At 69.1% G+C, this 16,885-nt stretch carries 12 protein-coding genes; 3 read left to right on the forward strand and 9 right to left on the reverse strand.

Annotated elements, in window-relative coordinates:
* Positions 1 to 411: 411 nt before the first annotated feature.
* The 3 genes from IE272_RS32435 to thyX all read right to left on the reverse strand — a co-directional run bounded on the left by IE272_RS32435 (position 412) and on the right by thyX (position 4,040).
* Entirely contained in the window at positions 412 to 2,097 is a 1,686-nt protein-coding gene (locus tag IE272_RS32435) for a ribonuclease J (protein ID WP_032792692.1), read from the reverse strand.
* A gap of 153 nt (positions 2,098 to 2,250) precedes the next feature.
* Complete coding sequence (dapA, locus tag IE272_RS32440) at positions 2,251 to 3,150, reverse strand: 4-hydroxy-tetrahydrodipicolinate synthase (protein WP_007453244.1); 900 nt, start codon at positions 3,148 to 3,150, stop codon at positions 2,251 to 2,253.
* Between the two features lie 152 nt (positions 3,151 to 3,302).
* The gene (gene thyX / locus IE272_RS32445; protein ID WP_056704328.1) at positions 3,303 to 4,040 is read right to left on the reverse strand and encodes an FAD-dependent thymidylate synthase; all 738 of its coding nucleotides are present in this window, start codon (positions 4,038 to 4,040) and stop codon (positions 3,303 to 3,305) included.
* A gap of 197 nt (positions 4,041 to 4,237) precedes the next feature.
* On the opposite strand from thyX, the gene IE272_RS32450 reads away from it, so the two are divergent.
* Positions 4,238 to 4,477, forward strand: a complete 240-nt coding sequence (locus IE272_RS32450) for a hypothetical protein (RefSeq protein WP_050358521.1) — start codon at positions 4,238 to 4,240, stop codon at positions 4,475 to 4,477.
* A 94-nt stretch (positions 4,478 to 4,571) separates the two neighbouring features.
* Entirely contained in the window at positions 4,572 to 5,123 is a 552-nt protein-coding gene (locus IE272_RS32455) for an SCO5741 family PH domain-containing membrane protein (protein WP_007453247.1), read from the forward strand.
* An 86-nt stretch (positions 5,124 to 5,209) separates the two neighbouring features.
* On the opposite strand, the gene IE272_RS32460 is transcribed toward IE272_RS32455, so the two are convergent.
* The 6 genes from IE272_RS32460 to eccD all read right to left on the reverse strand — a co-directional run bounded on the left by IE272_RS32460 (position 5,210) and on the right by eccD (position 12,333).
* Complete coding sequence (locus tag IE272_RS32460; protein WP_190009316.1) at positions 5,210 to 5,662, reverse strand: tetratricopeptide repeat protein; 453 nt, start codon at positions 5,660 to 5,662, stop codon at positions 5,210 to 5,212.
* Positions 5,663 to 5,673: 11 nt separating this feature from the next.
* Positions 5,674 to 6,426 carry a 4-hydroxy-tetrahydrodipicolinate reductase gene (gene dapB / locus IE272_RS32465; protein WP_050358523.1) on the reverse strand — a complete coding sequence of 251 codons (753 nt, stop codon included), beginning with the start codon at positions 6,424 to 6,426 and terminating at the stop codon, positions 5,674 to 5,676.
* A gap of 17 nt (positions 6,427 to 6,443) precedes the next feature.
* On the reverse strand, positions 6,444 to 7,823 hold the full coding sequence (locus tag IE272_RS32470) for a M16 family metallopeptidase (RefSeq protein ID WP_050358524.1): 1,380 nt from the start codon (positions 7,821 to 7,823) through the stop codon (positions 6,444 to 6,446).
* Positions 7,820 to 10,033, reverse strand: a complete 2,214-nt coding sequence (locus IE272_RS32475; RefSeq protein WP_007453253.1) for a polyribonucleotide nucleotidyltransferase — start codon at positions 10,031 to 10,033, stop codon at positions 7,820 to 7,822. The genes IE272_RS32470 and IE272_RS32475 overlap by 4 nt, the downstream gene beginning before the upstream one ends.
* Positions 10,034 to 10,341: 308 nt before the next feature.
* Positions 10,342 to 10,632: a 30S ribosomal protein S15 gene (gene rpsO, locus IE272_RS32480; RefSeq protein ID WP_003965855.1), complete on the reverse strand. Its 291-nt coding sequence runs from the start codon at positions 10,630 to 10,632 to the stop codon at positions 10,342 to 10,344.
* 198 nt (positions 10,633 to 10,830) lie between these two features.
* On the reverse strand, positions 10,831 to 12,333 hold the full coding sequence (eccD, locus tag IE272_RS32485) for a type VII secretion integral membrane protein EccD (RefSeq protein ID WP_190009317.1): 1,503 nt from the start codon (positions 12,331 to 12,333) through the stop codon (positions 10,831 to 10,833).
* A 422-nt stretch (positions 12,334 to 12,755) separates the two neighbouring features.
* Between eccD and eccCa the strand changes: the two genes are divergently transcribed.
* Entirely contained in the window at positions 12,756 to 16,727 is a 3,972-nt protein-coding gene (gene eccCa, locus IE272_RS32490; protein ID WP_073957504.1) for a type VII secretion protein EccCa, read from the forward strand.
* The last annotated feature ends 158 nt before the right edge of the window (positions 16,728 to 16,885 follow it).

The raw sequence follows: 16,885 nt of genomic DNA on the forward strand, positions 1-16,885 counted from the left end.
CCCGTTTCACCGGGGCCCTCCGGGCGCTTCCCTTCGTTTTCTTCTTTGTCTTGCTGTCCTGCGTTTCCGACTCTATCAGACTCTTTCGTGTCCGATTCCCGGTCGAAGCGGGATGCTTTCCAGGTCCTTCGCTTTCGCGTTTTCCCTTTCCGGCGGTTCCAACTTTACCAGACTCTTTTCCGTTCCGTTTCCGGTCCGAATTTGATTTCCAGTGGCCTGTGGAGTGGCCTTGCCTTTCGGCGGTCCCGACTTTATCAGAGATTCTGAGTCGGAATTCCCGCCCCGTTCGGGGTTCTCCAGGCGCACGAGTGCGCGCGGTGTTTCCCGTTCAGGCGGAGACGTAAACGTACTGGAGCGGGGCTCCCCGATGCAAATCGAGGGCCCCGCTCCAGGTCAGGCGGTCGTGAGGGGTCAGACCTCGACGACGACCGGAAGGATCATCGGGCGCCGGCGGTAGGTGTCGGACACCCACTTGCCGACGACCCGGCGGACCATCTGCTGGAGCTGGTGGGGCTCCATCACGCCGTCCTGCGCCGACTTGTCCAGGGCTTCCTGGATCTTCGGCGTGACGGCCACGAAGGCGCTGTCGTCGATGCCGGAGCCCCGGGCCTGGATGTGGGGGCCGCCCACGATCTTGCCGGAGGAGCTGTCGACCACGATGAACACCGAGATGATGCCCTCGTCGCCGAGGATGCGGCGGTCCTTGAGGGAGGTCTCGGTGACGTCCCCGACGGAGAGGCCGTCGACGTAGACGTAACCCGCCTGGACCTTGCCGACGATCTTCGCCTTGCCGTCGATGAGGTCGACGACCACGCCGTCCTCGGCGATGACGATGTGGTCCTTCGGCACGCCGGTGAGGGCGCCCAGCTCGGCGTTGGCGCGCAGGTGGCGCCATTCGCCGTGGACCGGCATCAGGTTCTTCGGCTTGCAGATGTTGTAGAAGTACAGCAGCTCGCCGGCCGAGGCGTGGCCCGAGACGTGGACCTTGGCGTTGCCCTTGTGGACGACGTTGGCGCCCCAGCGGGTCAGGCCGTTGATCACGCGGTAGACCGCGTTCTCGTTGCCCGGGATCAGCGACGACGCGAGGATCACCGTGTCGCCCGGGACGATCCGGATCTGGTGGTCGCGGTTGGCCATCCGGGAGAGGGCCGCCATCGGCTCGCCCTGCGAACCCGTGCAGACCAGCACGACCTCGTCGTCCGGGAGGTCGTCGAGGGTCTTGACGTCGACGACCAGTCCGGCGGGAACCTTCAGATAGCCCAGGTCGCGGGCGATGCCCATGTTGCGGACCATCGAGCGGCCGACGAAGGCGACCCTGCGGCCGTACTCGTGGGCGGCGTCCAGGATCTGCTGGATGCGGTGCACATGGCTGGCGAAGCTCGCCACGATGATGCGCTTCTGGGCGTTCGCGAAGACCGTGCGCAGGACGTTGGAGATGTCCCGCTCCGGCGGCACGAAGCCGGGAACCTCGGCGTTCGTGGAGTCGGAGAGAAGAAGGTCGATGCCTTCCTCGCTCAGCCGGGCGAACGCGTGCAGGTCGGTGAGACGGCCGTCCAGCGGGAGCTGGTCCATCTTGAAGTCACCGGTGGCCACGGCCATGCCCGCGGGGGTGCGGATGGCGACGGCGAGAGCGTCCGGGATGGAGTGGTTGACCGCGATGAACTCGCAGTCGAAGACGCCGATGCGCTCGCGCTGGCCCTCGGTGACCTCAAGGGTGTACGGACGGATCCGGTGCTCCTGGAGCTTCGCCTCGATGAGCGCGAGGGTCAGCTTCGAGCCGATGAGGGGGATGTCCGGCTTCAGGCGCAGCAGGTACGGGACACCACCGATGTGGTCCTCGTGGCCGTGCGTGAGGACGATGCCCTCGATGTCGTCCAGGCGGTCCCGGATCGTGGTGAAGTCCGGCAGGATCAGGTCGATGCCCGGCTGCTCCTCCTCGGGGAAGAGGACGCCGCAGTCGACGATGAGCAGGCGGCCGCCGTACTCGAAGACCGTCATGTTGCGGCCGATCTCGCCCAGGCCGCCGAGCGGGGTGACCCGCAGGGCGCCCTTCGGGAGCTTCGGCGGGGTACCGAGTTCAGGATGCGGATGACTCAAAAGACTCTCCTTACCACGCACGCCACGTACCGCTGAGGCACGTGGCGCGCATGTCATTCGTGCACTTGCTGTTGTCTTGGGGTGGTGCTCGATGCGAGTCGCCTCGCTGTTCAGTTGTGAAGTCTGTTGTGAAGCCGTGTTCAAGAAGTCTGACTAGAGATGTACCCCGCCGGCGGCGAGATCGATCTTGAGCTGGGCCGTCTCCTGGGCGCTGAGCTCCACCAGCGGCAGGCGCAGCGGTCCGGCCGGGAGGCCCTGGAGCGTCAGGGCGGCCTTCGTGGTGATGACGCCCTGGGTGCGGAACATTCCGGTGAAGACCGGGAGCAGCTTCTGGTGGATCTCGGTGGCCTTCTGGACGTCACCGCTCAGGTGCGCGTCGATCAGGGCCCGCAGGTCGGGGGTGACCATGTGGCCGACCACGGAGACGAAGCCGACCGCGCCGACCGAGAGGAGCGGCAGGTTGAGCATGTCGTCGCCGGAGTACCAGGCGAGTCCCGATTCGGCGATGGCCCAGCTGGCGCGGCCGAGGTCGCCCTTGGCGTCCTTGTTCGCGACGATCCGCGGGTGGTCGGCCAGCCGGACGAGGGTCTCCGTGTCGATCGGCACCCCGCTGCGGCCGGGGATGTCGTACAGCATCACGGGCAGACCGGTGGAGTCGGCGATGGCCGTGAAGTGCCGGAGCAGGCCCTCCTGCGGCGGCTTGTTGTAGTACGGCGTCACCGCGAGAAGGCCGTGGGCGCCGGTGCGCTCGGCCGTCCGGGCGAGTTCGACGCTGTGCCGGGTGTCGTTGGTGCCGATGCCGGCGACGACATGCGCTCGGTCGCCGACCGCTTCGAGCACCGCTCGTACGAGCTGGTCCTTCTCCGTGTCACTGGTGGTCGGGGACTCACCGGTGGTGCCGTTGACGATCAGGCCGTCATTGCCAGCGTCCACCAGGTGGGCGGCGAGCCGCTGGGCGCCGTCGAGGTCGAGAGCGCCGTCCGCCGTGAAGGGCGTGACCATAGCGGTGAGGACCCGCCCGAAGGGGGTCTGCGGAGTGGAGATCGGAGCCATGGGTAACACGCTACTCGCTGCTCAGCGCGCGGGGTCCCCTCGGGGGGACGGGGAAGAGGAGCCCGGCACTGCCTGCTCGGGGGTTCAAGCAGTGCCGGGTCCGTTTGATCAGCCTAGATGAACTTCTCGAAACGCCGCAATACGGACACCGCCTACGGGGCTACCCGTCCATTTTTGTTGAAGGCCGCATGAGTGAGCGGCATGAGCTGCTCCCAGTGGGCTTCCATCTGCTCGCCGACCATCTCGATCTCGCGCTGCGGGAAGGACGGAACCTTCGCCAGTTCGTGCTGGGTGCGCAGGCCGAGGAAGTGCATCAGGGAGCGTGCGTTGCAGGTGGCGTACATCGTGGAGAAGAGACCGACCGGCAGGACCGCACGGGCGACCTCACGGGCCACGCCCGCCGCGAGCATCTCCTGGTACGCCTCGTAGGAGGCCCGGTAGGACTCCTCCATGGCGCGGGTCGTCAGGTCGTACTGCTCCTCGGTGCCCTCGACGAACTCGTACTTGCCGGGGCGGCCCTGCTGGACCAGCTTGCGGGAGGTTCCGGGGACGTAGAAGACCGGATCCAGCTCCCTGTAGCGGCCCGATTCCTCGTTGTACGACCAGCCGACGCGGTGCCGCATGAACTCGCGGAAGACGAAGATCGGGGCGCTGATGAAGAACGTCATCGAGTTGTGCTCGAACGGGCTGCCGTGCCGGTCCCGCATGAGGTAGTTGATGAGCCCCTTGGAGCGCTCGGGGTCCTTGGTGACCTCTTCGAGCGACTGCTCTCCGGCGGTGGAGACCCGGGCGGCGAACAGCACGTCCGCGTCGCGCGCGTCGCTCTTCACCAGCTCGACGGTGACGTCGCTGCGGAAGTGGGGCTTTGCGGGTTCGGGGGTGTCGGTCACCGACAGGGGTCCTTCCAATGGCGTCGCTCGGGCGGCGACCACTTTACGGGCCGGGCGGACGGCGTATGCACGCGGCGGCCTCGGGCAGCCGTTCGTGGAGTCCTTCAAACGTTACGGCGATTCGGGGCACCGATCGGGCCGTTCGTACGTCTGACTCATTAGCAGCACCCGTCACTGAGATCAAGGAGAGTTTCCTCATGTTCCGCCGGCGTGAAGCCGTCCCGTTCTCGTTCGTCGCCGATTCCGACCGGTTCCGCAGTAATGTCACTCCCCCTCCCTCGACCCGCGCCACCGTTCCCGAACTGCTGGGGCGGTCCCTCGTCGGGCTCACCGTGGTCGCCGGTCTCGTGGGTTCTCTGCTGCTGGGGCTCCCGGCTCTCGACACCGAGCAGTCCCCCGCACACGGCAAGCAGTCCGAGGCGTCGCAGGGCCGCTGACTCGTACGGACCCCCTGGGGTGGTCGGGCCGGTGGCACGCTCGGTAGCCTCACCGGGCACAGCAATCGAGCGTGCTTGTGAGTGAGGATGAGTCGTGCCCCTGCCCTTTCTGACGGCCGACCGCGCATTCGATGCGAGCGCGGAGGACGTCGCGCTGCCGTTCGACGACCACGACAGCTGGCGGCGGCCCTACCGCCCCGGCCCGTGGCGGGTCGCGGCGGCGGCCACCCTGTTGTTGCTGGCCTCGTTCGTTCTGCTCGCGGCCATGATCATCGGTGTGGCCGGAGCGCCTTCCGGCGCCACCGTGTGCCTGGCCCTGGCCGGTGCGCTGATCGCCGCCGCCCTGCGACTGCTGCGGGTCGGCGCGTGGGTCAGCCGCCACGGTGTGCGGCGCGTCGCGTTCTTCCGGACCACCACGGTGGCCTGGAGCGGCACGTCCGCGGTTCGTACGGTCCAGCAGCCCGTGAAGTGGATGGGCCTGCCCCGTACGGTTCAGGGCCAGGCGCTCGTCGTGGTCCGGCAGAGCGGTGAGACGCTGCCGCCGCTGACCACCGACCACAACGCGGACTTCCTCGGACGCGAAGAAGCGTTCGAGCGGGCCACGGACGCGGTGGAGGCCTGGGCGGACGAGTACCGGCAGGTGTGAGCACCTGCCTGCCGCCACCTGTACGCAGATGAGCCCGGGACCCACAAGGGTCCCGGGCTCATCTGCGTACGGCAGGAAAGATGTCCTCAAACGCCGGACGGGCTGGAACTGCGCAACGCGATCGCTCGTTGCATCGCCTTGCGGGCTCTCGGCGTGTCCCTCGCGTCCTGGTAGGCGACCGCCAGCCTGAACCAGGTGCGCCAGTCGTCCGGGGCGTCCTCGGTCTCCTCGCGGCGCTTGGTGAAGACCACGTCCGCGGAGTCCCGGTCGATGCGGCCGGACGGGGTACGGGTCAGTTCGTCGACCGGCAGGCCGCCCTCGGCGTCCAGCTCGGCGGCCAGGGCGTTGGCGCGGCGGACGAACTGGGTGTTCTTCCAGAGGAACCAGACGCCGATCACCGGCAGGATCAGCACGGCGATCCCGAAGGTGACCGTGACCAGCGTGCCGTGCCGGATGAGCATCAGGCCGCGGCTGCCGACCAGGACGAAGTAGAAGACCAGGACGGCGGCCGTGACGATGTAGGTGATCTTTGCGCGCATGGTGGGCTCAGTCAGTTCAGGTCGAGGAAGTGTTCCAGGCCGAACGTGAGGCCGGGAGTGGTCACCACACGGCGGACGCCGAGCAGGATGCCCGGCATGAAGCTGCTGTGGTGGAGGGAGTCGTGGCGGATGGTGAGGGTCTCGCCCTCGCCGCCGAGAAGCACTTCCTGGTGGGCCAGCAGGCCGCGGAGCCGGATCGCGTGGACCGGGACGCCGTCGACGTCCGCGCCGCGCGCGCCGTCCAGGGCGGTGGCGGTGGCGTCCGGCTGGGGTGCGCTGCCCGCCTTCGCGCGGGCCGCCGCGATGAGCTGGGCGGTGCGGGTGGCGGTGCCGGAGGGGGCGTCGACCTTGTTCGGGTGGTGCAGTTCGACGACCTCGACGGACTCGAAGTAGCGGGCGGCCTGCTCCGCGAACTTCATGGTCAGGACCGCGCCGATGGAGAAGTTCGGGGCGATCAGGACGCCCGTCCCCGGGGAGTTGTCCAGCCAGGTGGTCAGCTGCGCGAGCCGTTCGTCGGTCCAGCCCGTGGTGCCGACGACGGCGTGGATGCCGTGCCGGACGCAGAAGTCGAGGTTGCCCATCACCGACGCGGGGGTGGTGAGCTCGACGACGGCCTGGGCGCCGGTGTCGGCGAGGGTCTCCAGCTTGTCGCCCCGGCCCAGGGCCGCCACCAGCTCCAGGTCGTCGGCGGCCTCGATCGCCCGTACGGCCTCGGAGCCGATGCGGCCCTTCGCACCGAGAACGGCTACGCGCAGCTTGCTCATCTTGATTCCTTAGGGGATTAGGAGACCGCTTCGTCGAGGCGGTCCGCCTGCTTGTCCTTGAGCGGGCCGATGACCGAGAGCGAGGGGCGTTGGGTGAGGAGCTCGCCCGCCACCTCCCGTACGTCGTCGGGGGTGACCTCCGCGATGCGCGCGAGCATGTCGTCGACGGACATCTGCTCGCCCCAGCACAGCTCGCTCTTGCCGATACGGTTCATCAGCGCGCCGGTGTCCTCCAGGCCGAGGACGGTGGACCCGGAGAGCTGCCCGATCGCGCGGGCGACCTCGTCGTCGTCCAGACCGTGCGTGGCGACCCGGTCCAGCTCGTCGCGGCAGATCTTCAGGACGTCGTGGACCTGGCTCGGGCGACAGCCCGCGTACACCCCGAAGAGGCCGCAGTCGGCGAAGCCCGAGGTGTACGAGTACACGCTGTAGGCCAGGCCGCGCTTCTCCCGTACCTCCTGGAAGAGGCGGGAGCTCATGCCGCCGCCGAGGGCGGTGTTGAGGACGCCCAGCGCCCAGCGGCGCTCGTCGGTGCGGGCGAGGCCGGGCATGCCGAGGACCACGTGGGCCTGCTCGGTCTTGCGGTTCAGCAGCTCGACCTTGCCGGCGGTGCGCAGGGTGCGGGAGCCCTCGCGGGGCGCCATCGGAACGGCGTCGTGACGGGAGAGGGCCCCGGCGCGTTCGAAGGCGCGGCGGACCTGGCGTACGACCGTGGCGTGGTCGACGTTGCCCGCTGCGGCGACGACGAGGTGCGTGGGGTCGTAGTGCTTCTTGTAGAAGCGGGCGATCTGGCCGCGGTTCAGCGCGTTGATCGTGTCGACGGTGCCGAGGACGGGGCGGCCGAGGGGGGTGTCGCCGAGCATGGTGTGCGCGAACAGGTCGTGCACACAGTCGCCCGGGTCGTCCTCGGTCATCGCGATCTCCTCGAGGATGACGCCGCGCTCGGCGTCGACGTCCTCGGGGGCGATCAGCGAGCCGGTCAGCATGTCGCAGACGACGTCGATGGCCAGCGGCAGGTCGGTGTCCAGGACCCGCGCGTAGTAGCAGGTGTACTCCTTCGCCGTGAAGGCGTTCATCTCGCCGCCGACCGCGTCGATCGCGGAGGAGATGTCGAGGGCGGTGCGCTTGGCGGTGCCCTTGAAGAGGAGGTGTTCGAGGTAGTGGGTCGCGCCGTTCAGGGTGGGCGTCTCGTCGCGGGAACCGACGTTGGCCCAGATGCCGAAGGTGGCGGACCGGACGGAGGGCAGGGTCTCGGTGACGATCCGCAGACCGCCGGGGAGGACGGTCCGGCGGACGGTGCCGATGCCGTCCTTGCCCTTCAGAAGCGTTTGGGTACGGGCGACGGCCCGCGCCTCCGAGGAGGTGCGGGCCGTCGTCGCGGAACTACGGGACGTCACTTGTCGGTGTCGTCCTTCTTCTCGTCCTCTTCACCCTCGACGACCGGGATCAGGGAGAGCTTGCCGCGGGAGTCGATCTCGGCGATCTCGACCTGGACCTTGGCGCCGACGGCGAGCACGTCCTCGACGTTCTCCACGCGCTTGCCACCGGCGAGCTTGCGGATCTGCGAGATGTGCAGCAGACCGTCCTTGCCCGGCATGAGCGAGACGAACGCACCGAAGGTGGTGGTCTTGACGACCGTACCCAGGTAGCGCTCGCCGACCTCCGGCATGGTCGGGTTGGCGATCGCGTTGATCGTGGCGCGGGCGGCCTCGGCCTGCGAACCCTGCTGGGCACCGATGTAGATGGTGCCGTCGTCCTCGATCGTGATGTCGGCGCCGGTGTCCTCCTGGATCTGGTTGATCATCTTGCCCTTGGGGCCGATGACCTCACCGATCTTGTCCACCGGGATCTTGACGGTGATGATCCGGGGGGCGTTCGGGGACATCTCGTCCGGAACGTCGATGGCCTCGTTCATGACGTCCAGGATGTGCAGACGCGCGTCACGGGCCTGCTTCAGCGCGGCGGCCAGGACCGAGGCGGGGATGCCGTCGAGCTTGGTGTCGAGCTGGAGCGCGGTCACGAACTGCTTCGTGCCGGCGACCTTGAAGTCCATGTCGCCGAAGGCGTCCTCCGCACCGAGGATGTCGGTGAGGGCGACGTAGTGGGTCTTGCCGTCGATCTCCTGCGAGATCAGGCCCATGGCGATACCGGCGACGGCGGCCTTGAGGGGCACACCGGCGTTCAGCAGCGACATGGTGGAGGCGCAGACCGAGCCCATGGACGTCGAGCCGTTGGAGCCCAGCGCCTCGGAGACCTGGCGGATCGCGTAGGGGAACTCCTCGCGCGAGGGCAGCACCGGCACGATGGCGCGCTCGGCGAGCGCTCCGTGGCCGATCTCGCGGCGCTTGGGCGAGCCCACGCGGCCGGTCTCGCCGACCGAGTACGGCGGGAAGTTGTAGTTGTGCATGTAGCGCTTGCGGGTCACCGGGGAGAGGGTGTCCAGCTGCTGCTCCATACGGAGCATGTTGAGGGTGGTGACGCCCAGGATCTGGGTCTCGCCACGCTCGAACAGCGCCGAGCCGTGCACGCGCGGGATGGCCTCGACCTCGGCGGCGAGCGTACGGATGTCCGTGACGCCGCGGCCGTCGATGCGGACCTTGTCCTTGATGACGCGCTCGCGGACCAGCTTCTTGGTCAGCGAGCGGTACGCGGCGGAGATCTCCTTCTCGCGGCCCTCGAAGGCCGGGAGGAGCTTCTCGGCGGCGATCTCCTTGACGCGGTCCAGCTCGGCCTCGCGGTCCTGCTTGCCGGCGATGGTGAGCGCCTGCGTCAGCTCGGAGGTGACGGCCTTGGAGAGCGCCTCGAAGACGTCGTCCTGGTAGTCCAGGAAGACCGGGAACTCGCCGACCGGCTTGGCGGCCTTGGAGGCCAGGTCCGACTGGGCCTTGCAGAGCGCCTTGATGAAGGGCTTCGCGGCGTCCAGACCGGCGGCGACGATCTCCTCGGTGGGAGCCTCGGCGCCGTCCTTGACGAGCTGGATCGTCTTCTCGGTGGCCTCGGCCTCGACCATCATGATCGCGACGTCGCCGTCCTCCAGGACGCGACCGGCGACGACCATGTCGAAGACGGCGTCCTCGAGCTCGGTGTGCGTCGGGAACGCGACCCACTGGCCCTTGATCAGGGCGACGCGGGTGGCGCCGATCGGGCCGGAGAAGGGCAGGCCCGCCAGGATGGTGGAGCAGGAGGCGGCGTTGATCGCGACCACGTCGTACAGGTGGTCGGGGTTGAGCGCCATGATCGTCTCGACGATCTGGATCTCGTTGCGCAGGCCCTTCTTGAAGGAGGGGCGCAGCGGCCGGTCGATCAGGCGGCAGGTGAGGATCGCGTCCTCGGAGGGCCGGCCCTCACGGCGGAAGAAGGAGCCGGGGATCTTGCCGGCCGCGTACTGCCGCTCCTCGACGTCCACCGTGAGGGGGAAGAAGTCGAGGTTGTCCTTGGGCCGCTTGGAAGCGGTGGTGGCCGACAGCACCATGGTGTCGTCGTCCAGGTACGCGACGGCGGAGCCGGCGGCCTGCTTGGCCAGGCGGCCCGTCTCGAAGCGGATGGTGCGGGTGCCGAAGGTTCCGTTGTCGATAACGGCCTCGGCGTAGTGGGTCTCGTTCTCCACTAGTGATTTCTCCATACTCGTCGTCTTTCGTCCTCACGCCCGTGTGGCGGGGGACGGTGCGGGAGAGGCGCACCGTGGATGCGGGCCGGTCTTCGATCGAAGCTCCCGGGCATGTTCCCGGGGGCCACTACCGAGGACCGGCGGCGGCGTCGTCGCGCCTCTCCCTCGTTCTTGCGTCGCGCGTGTTCGTCGCGCTGGTCGTGCGGGTGTCGCTGCACCCAGGTTACTGAGCTTGACACCGGTCGTGCACGTACGGCAAAGGGAGCGGTCCCCTCAAACGCGGGAACCGCTCCCTTTCCACAGCGTTCTTACTTGGCGCCGCCGGCCGCGCCACGGCGGATGCCGAGGCGGTCGACGAGCGCACGGAAGCGCTGGATGTCCTTCTTGGCCAGGTACTGCAGGAGGCGGCGACGCTGGCCGACCAGGATCAGCAGACCACGACGGGAGTGGTGGTCGTGCTTGTGCGTCTTGAGGTGCTCCGTCAGGTCCGAGATCCGGCGGGAGAGCATGGCGACCTGGACCTCGGGGGATCCGGTGTCACCCTCCTTCTGGGCGAACTCGGACATGATCTGCTTCTTCGTAGCGGCGTCGAGCGGCACGCGTACTCCTCTTGATGTTCGAAGCGCCCACGAGTGCCCCTGGTCTTGATCTCAGGGGAGCTTCCGTGACTCGGAGGCGAAGGTCCGATGAGCGCAGCCCCCAGGATGATCCGAGGACGCGTACACAAACGGCCACTGGACAGAGTACCAGCCATTCGGGTCACGCCCCGCCGGTGATCAGCCGGCGGGGCGTGCAGATCAGCTGGTGAGCGCGCGGATCGAGTGGTAGACGTCGAAGACCGCGAGGCAGAGCGGGAGCAGCGTCAACAGGACGACTGTTTCGGCGATCTCCAGGAAGCGGCCCCAGAACGGGGTCACCCCCTTGCGCGGCACGATCAGGCCGATGGCGGTGATCAGGACGGCGACGCCGGCGACGGCGGCGGCGAGCCACACCGTACGGATGTCGAGTGCGGCGCCCTCGCCCCGCATCGCGTCGCGCACCATGGCGACCGGCGGGTTGAGGGACAGCCCCAGGCCCAGCAGGACGAGGGAGCCGAGGCCCGCGGCGAGCGTGCAGCCGACCTGGGCCGTGTAGCGGAACAGGTGGGCGCGCATCAGCATGGCGACGCCGGTGGCCAGGGCGAGCAGCTGGCCCCAGACGTTGTTCGAGAACCCCAGCACCGCGGCGGCCGCCACGGCGACCAGGGCGCAGCCGCCGACCAGGCCGAGGAGCAGTTCATGGCCGCGCCGCGCCTGGGCGGCGAGGCGTACCGCGTCCACCGCGCCCGTGGACGCGGGCTCGGAGGTCCCGTAGTCGCCGACCGTGGTGCGGGGCGGCTCGAATCCGATGGGCAGCCGGGCGAAGCGGGTGGAGAGGCCCGGCAGGAAGGCGAGCGCCCCCACGGCGAGCGGGGAGCACACGGCGGCGGCCTCGATCGGCTTCATGTCGCTCAGGATCGCGACGAAGGTGACCAGGAGGCCGACGGCGCTCGCGAAGACGAACGCGACGAACGGCCCGTCCCCGCCGGGCGCGACGATCATCAGAATGACCGCCACGACGAGGACAGCCGCGCAGGCGAGCAGGAACTGCAGCCGTCCGACGCCCTGTCCGGTGCTCAGCGGCAGCAGGCCGGAGCCGGCGACCGCCGCGTTCACCAGGGCGCCGGTGCCGAGCGCGATCGCCGAGGCCCGGTCGTCGTACACCCGCGCCCGCACGCAGGCGAAGGCGAGCAGGAGCAGGGCGACGACGGCCGCCAGGATTCCCGGCAGGCCGTTCATGTCGTGGAGCGGGTCGGCCGTCCACAGCACGAAGCCGAGCAGCACCAGCAGGACGGAGCCGCCGAAGAGGCCGGCTCCGCGCATGAGGGCGTCGCCCCAGAGCGTGCGGTCCTTGGCCACGGCGGTGGCGACGGCGTCCGACACGTCGTCGAAGACGGCGGGGGGCAGCGATTCGGAGAAGGGCCGCATCGACAGCAGTTCGCCGTCGAGAATGCGGTGACCGGCGAGCGTACGCGCGCTGTCCAGGACGGTGCCGTCGCGGCGCACCAGGTGGTAGCCGACCGGCGCGCCGGGGGCGGGGCTCTGTCCGGACAGCCGGAGGATCTCGGGATACAGATCGGCTACGGGAATGTCCTCGGGCAGGGCCACGTCGACACGACTGTCGGGCGCGACGACCGTGACCCGGCAGAATCCGGTGCCGCTGCCGGACGGGGTCCCGTGACTTTGCCGACCGGATCCGGTGGCTGCCGCTTGGGCCGTCATGGTCACCTGGTGCTCCCCCTACTACTCGTACTACTAGCTTGTTCTGCGCTTCTGCTGCCGTTTGCTGCTTCTGCTTCTACTTGCTGCTTCTGCTGCTTATTTCCGTCGTTTGCTTGTTTCCGCCGTTGTCGCCGCGGCTCCCGCCGACCGGCTTCTTCCGCTGCCGCCGCAGCCCCCGTTTCCGCCGGGCCGCGTCCGCTTCCGCCGGAAACACACCGCCGGGACCACGGATCGCACCGCACGTCCCGAATGACCGTCTTCTCGCGACAGTTACGCGACAGTTAGCGGATGCGTACACGCGTCGCGACACCCTACCGCCATGGGACCGCCGCCACGCCAGTAGGATCCTTCCCGCGGATGGAGCCCGTCGCCACGGGGGCGCCGATAGGAACACTTCCGTCCGGCAAGGGAATTGGTGAGCTGTGAGCCAGATCGTCGTCAAGCGCCCGCCGCGGGCCCTGCCCACCGAAGTACCGGTCGAGCAGGTGCAGTTGCAACCTCCACCGGAACTCCCCCGGGGCCAGCAGGAGGGGGCGCTGATGCAGCTCCTGCCGATGCTGGGCATGGGTGGTTCCGTCGTCTTCTTCTTCATGACGCCGAACCCGATCATGCGGATCATGGGCATGATCATGATCGCCTCGACGTTGGCCATGGCCATCGCGATGCTCGTGCGGTACCGGCGGGGCACTCAGGGGGAGCTGGCGGACATGCGCCGCGACTACCTGAAGTACCTGACGCAGACCCGGCGCACGGTGCTGAAGACGGCCCGCAAGCAGCGGGACGCGCAGTTCTACCTCCACCCCTCCCCCGAGCAGCTGTGGGCGCTCGTCGCCGAGGGCAGCCGGGTGTGGGAGCGGCGTGCCGGTGACGCGGACTTCGCGCAGGTGCGCATCGGGCTGGGCAGCCAGGAGCTGGCCACGCCGCTCATCGCGCCCGAGACGGCGCCCGTGGACGAACTGGAGCCGCTGGCGGCCGGGGCGATGCAGCAGTTCCTGGCGACGCACTCCACGCTGGACGGTCTGCCCATGGCCGTCTCGTTGCGGGCGTTCTACCACCTGACGATCAGCGGCCACGCTGATTCCGCGCGCTCGGCGGCGCGGGCCGTGGTCGGCGGGCTGGCCTCTCTGCACTCCCCCCAGGACCTGGTGATCGCGGTCGCGACCGGTACGGAGGCCGCACCGCAGTGGGAGTGGGCGAAGTGGCTCCCGCACGCCCAGACCTCCGGGCCCGTGGACGGAGCCGGGAGCCGGCGCCTCATCACCACCAACGCCCTGGCCCTGGAGGAGCTGCTGGCGGGCCGCCTGGAGGGCAGGCCCCGCTTCCAGCCCGGCGGTCAGCCGCTCCTGGAGCAGCCGCACGTCGTCGTGGTCCTGGACGGTGAGTCGGTGCCCCCCATGTCGGTGCTCGCCTCGGCGGAGGGCCTGCAGGGCGTGACGGTCATCGAGGTGGTGCCGGGTGAGGTCACCGGGTCCCGCGGGGGCCTGTCCATCGTGGTGCAGCCGACGTCGTTGCAGCTGGAATCGGGTCAGGGGCTCGTCTACGACGGGGTTCCGGACCTGCTGAGCTACGAGGCCGCCGAGGCGCTCGCCCGCCAGCTGGCCCCGCTGCACATGGCCACCGGCGGGGACGACGACGAACCTCTGCTGGCCAACCTGGAGTTCACCGACCTGCTGAACCTGGGGGACGCCGCCTCGATCGAGGTCAGCCGTACCTGGCGGCCCCGGTCGCAGGCGGAGCGGCTGCGGGTGCCGATCGGTGTGGGCGAGGACGGCTCACCCGTGATGCTGGACCTCAAGGAAGCGGCCCAGGAGGGCATGGGCCCGCACGGCCTCTGCGTCGGCGCCACCGGTTCCGGAAAGTCCGAGCTGCTGCGAACGCTGGTGCTCGGTCTCGCCGTCACCCACACCTCGGAGACGCTCAACTTCGTTCTCGCCGACTTCAAGGGCGGCGCGACCTTCGCCGGTATGGCGCAGATGCCCCACGTCGCGGCCGTGATCACCAACCTCGCGGACGACCTGACGCTGGTCGACCGTATGGGTGACTCCATCAGCGGTGAGCTCAACCGCCGGCAGGAGATGCTGCGCGACGCGGGCAACTACGCCAACATCCACGACTACGAGAAGGCGCGCGCGGCCGGCGCCCCGTTGCAGCCCATTCCCTCGCTCGTCCTGGTGATCGACGAGTTCAGCGAACTCCTCACCGCCAAACCCGACTTCATCGAGATGTTCGTCCAGATCGGCCGTATCGGCCGCTCGCTGGGCGTGCATCTTCTGCTGGCCTCGCAGCGCCTGGAGGAGGGGCGGCTGCGCGGTCTGGAGACGTACCTGTCGTACCGCGTGGGTCTGCGGACGTTCTCGGCGGCCGAATCCCGGGCCGCGATCGGTGTGCCCGACGCGTACCACCTTCCCAACGTGCCCGGTTCCGGGCTGCTCAAGTTCGGTACGGAGGAGATGGTCCGGTTCAAGGCCGCGTACGTCTCCGGGGTGTACCGCTCGGGCGCGCACCGGGCCGCCGCGCCGGGTGCGCCGCTTCCGGTGGACCGCAGGCCGGTTCCGTTCACGGCCGCGCCGGTTCCGGTGCGGTACGTCGAGCCGGCGGCGCAGCCCGGAGGCGTACCGGATCAGCGCTCGACGCAGGACGACGCGCTGGCGGACACAGTGCTCGATGTGATCGTGCGCCGTCTGGAGGGCCGCGGGGCCTCCGCCCACCAGGTGTGGCTGCCGCCGCTGGACAATCCGCCGTCGCTGGACGAGCTGCTGCCGGGGCTCTCCCCGGTGCAGGGCCGGGGGCTGACCCAGCCCGGCTTCGAGGGCGCCGGCCGGCTGGTCGTGCCGCTGGGCGTCATCGACAAGCCGTTCGAGCAGCGGCGCGACACTCTGTACCGGGACTTCTCCGGCGCCGCCGGTCATATGCAGATCACCGGAGGGCCGCAGTCGGGGAAATCGACGCTGCTGCGGACGCTCATCGCCGGCTTCGCGCTCACCCACACACCGGAGGAGGTCCAGTTCTACGGCCTCGACTTCGGTGGCGGCGGCATGTCCTCGATCTCGGGTCTGCCGCACGTCGGCGGCATCGCGTCCCGCCTCGACCCCGAGCGGGTACGCCGTACGGTCGCCGAGGTGTACGGCATCATGGCGCGGCGCGAGGAGTACTTCCGCAGCGCCGGGATCGACTCCATCGCCACGTTCCGCAGGATGCGGGCGCGCGGCGACATCTCGGTGACGGACCAGCCGTGGGGTGACGTCTTCCTGATCATCGACGGGTGGGGCAGTTTCCGGACGGACTACGAGGGGCTGGAGTCGGCGGCCACGGACATCGCGGCCCGCGGGCTGGGTTACGGCATCCACCTGATCGTCACGGCGTCGCGTTCCATGGAGGTGCGGGCCAGCCTGAAGGACCACCTCATGAACCGCCTGGAGCTGCGGCTCGGCGACGTGATGGACTCCGAGCTGGACCGCAAGGTGGCCGCCAACGTGCCGGCCGGGGTGCCGGGTCGCGGTCTGACCCCGGAGAAGCTGCACTTCATGGCGGCGGTTCCGCGGATCGACAGCATCAACTCCGACAGTGACCTCTCGGAGGCCACCGCGGCGATGAACCAGGAAGTCGCCCGCCACTGGACGGCCGCGCCCGCACCGGCGGTGCGTCTGCTGCCGCGCGCGCTGCCGGCGAGCCGGCTTCCGGCCGGTTACGCGGTACCGGAGCGCGGCGTCGCCTTCGGCATCGACGAGAACAACCTGGAGCCGGTGTTCCTGAACTTCGAGCAGGACCCGTTCTTCCTGGCGTTCGGCGAGAGCGAGTCCGGGAAGTCCAACCTGCTGCGGTTGCTCATCAAGCAGCTGACCGAGCGGTACGACGGTGATTCCTGCAAGCTCTTCGTCATCGACAACCGGCGTTCGCTGCTCGATGTGACCCCGCGGTCGCACCTGGCGGAGTACATCCCGATGTCCAACAATATGGAACATCACATGGCGGCGCTGCACGACCTGATGAAGCGCCGCACACCGTCCGCCGACGTCACGGCGCAGGAGCTGCGCGACCAGAGCTGGTGGCAGGGCCCCACGGTGTACGTCGTCATCGACGACTTCGACCTGGTCTCCACGTCGAGCGGCAACCCGCTGTCACCGATCACGGAACTGCTGCCGTTCGCCCGCGACGTGGGCGTCCGCTTCATCATCGCCCGCAATACGGCGGGGGCCAGCCGGGCCCTGTACGAACCCTTCCTCCAGCGCATGATCGAGCTGGGCGCACAGGGCGTGGTGCTGTCGGGCGACCCGAACGAGGGCGACGTCCTCGGCAACGTACGACCGCGGCCGATGCCCGCGGGCCGGGGCATCTTCGTCACCCGGCGGCGGGGGAACCCGCTGGTGCAGACGGGGTTGATGGACGAGCAGTAGGCCCGCGAAGCGGGAAGGCGGAGGGGGCGGGACGCACGGATGATCGTGCGTCCCGCCCCCTCCGCTTTCCCCGTTGGCCGGACGAACCTCCGGGCGCAGGGCGCAGGGCGCAGGCTCGGAGGTCGCGGACCGGCCTCGGGACACAGCTCAGGGTGGAC

The sequence above is a fragment of the Streptomyces anulatus genome (assembly GCF_014650675.1).
Taxonomy (GTDB): Bacteria; Actinomycetota; Actinomycetes; order Streptomycetales; family Streptomycetaceae; genus Streptomyces; species Streptomyces anulatus.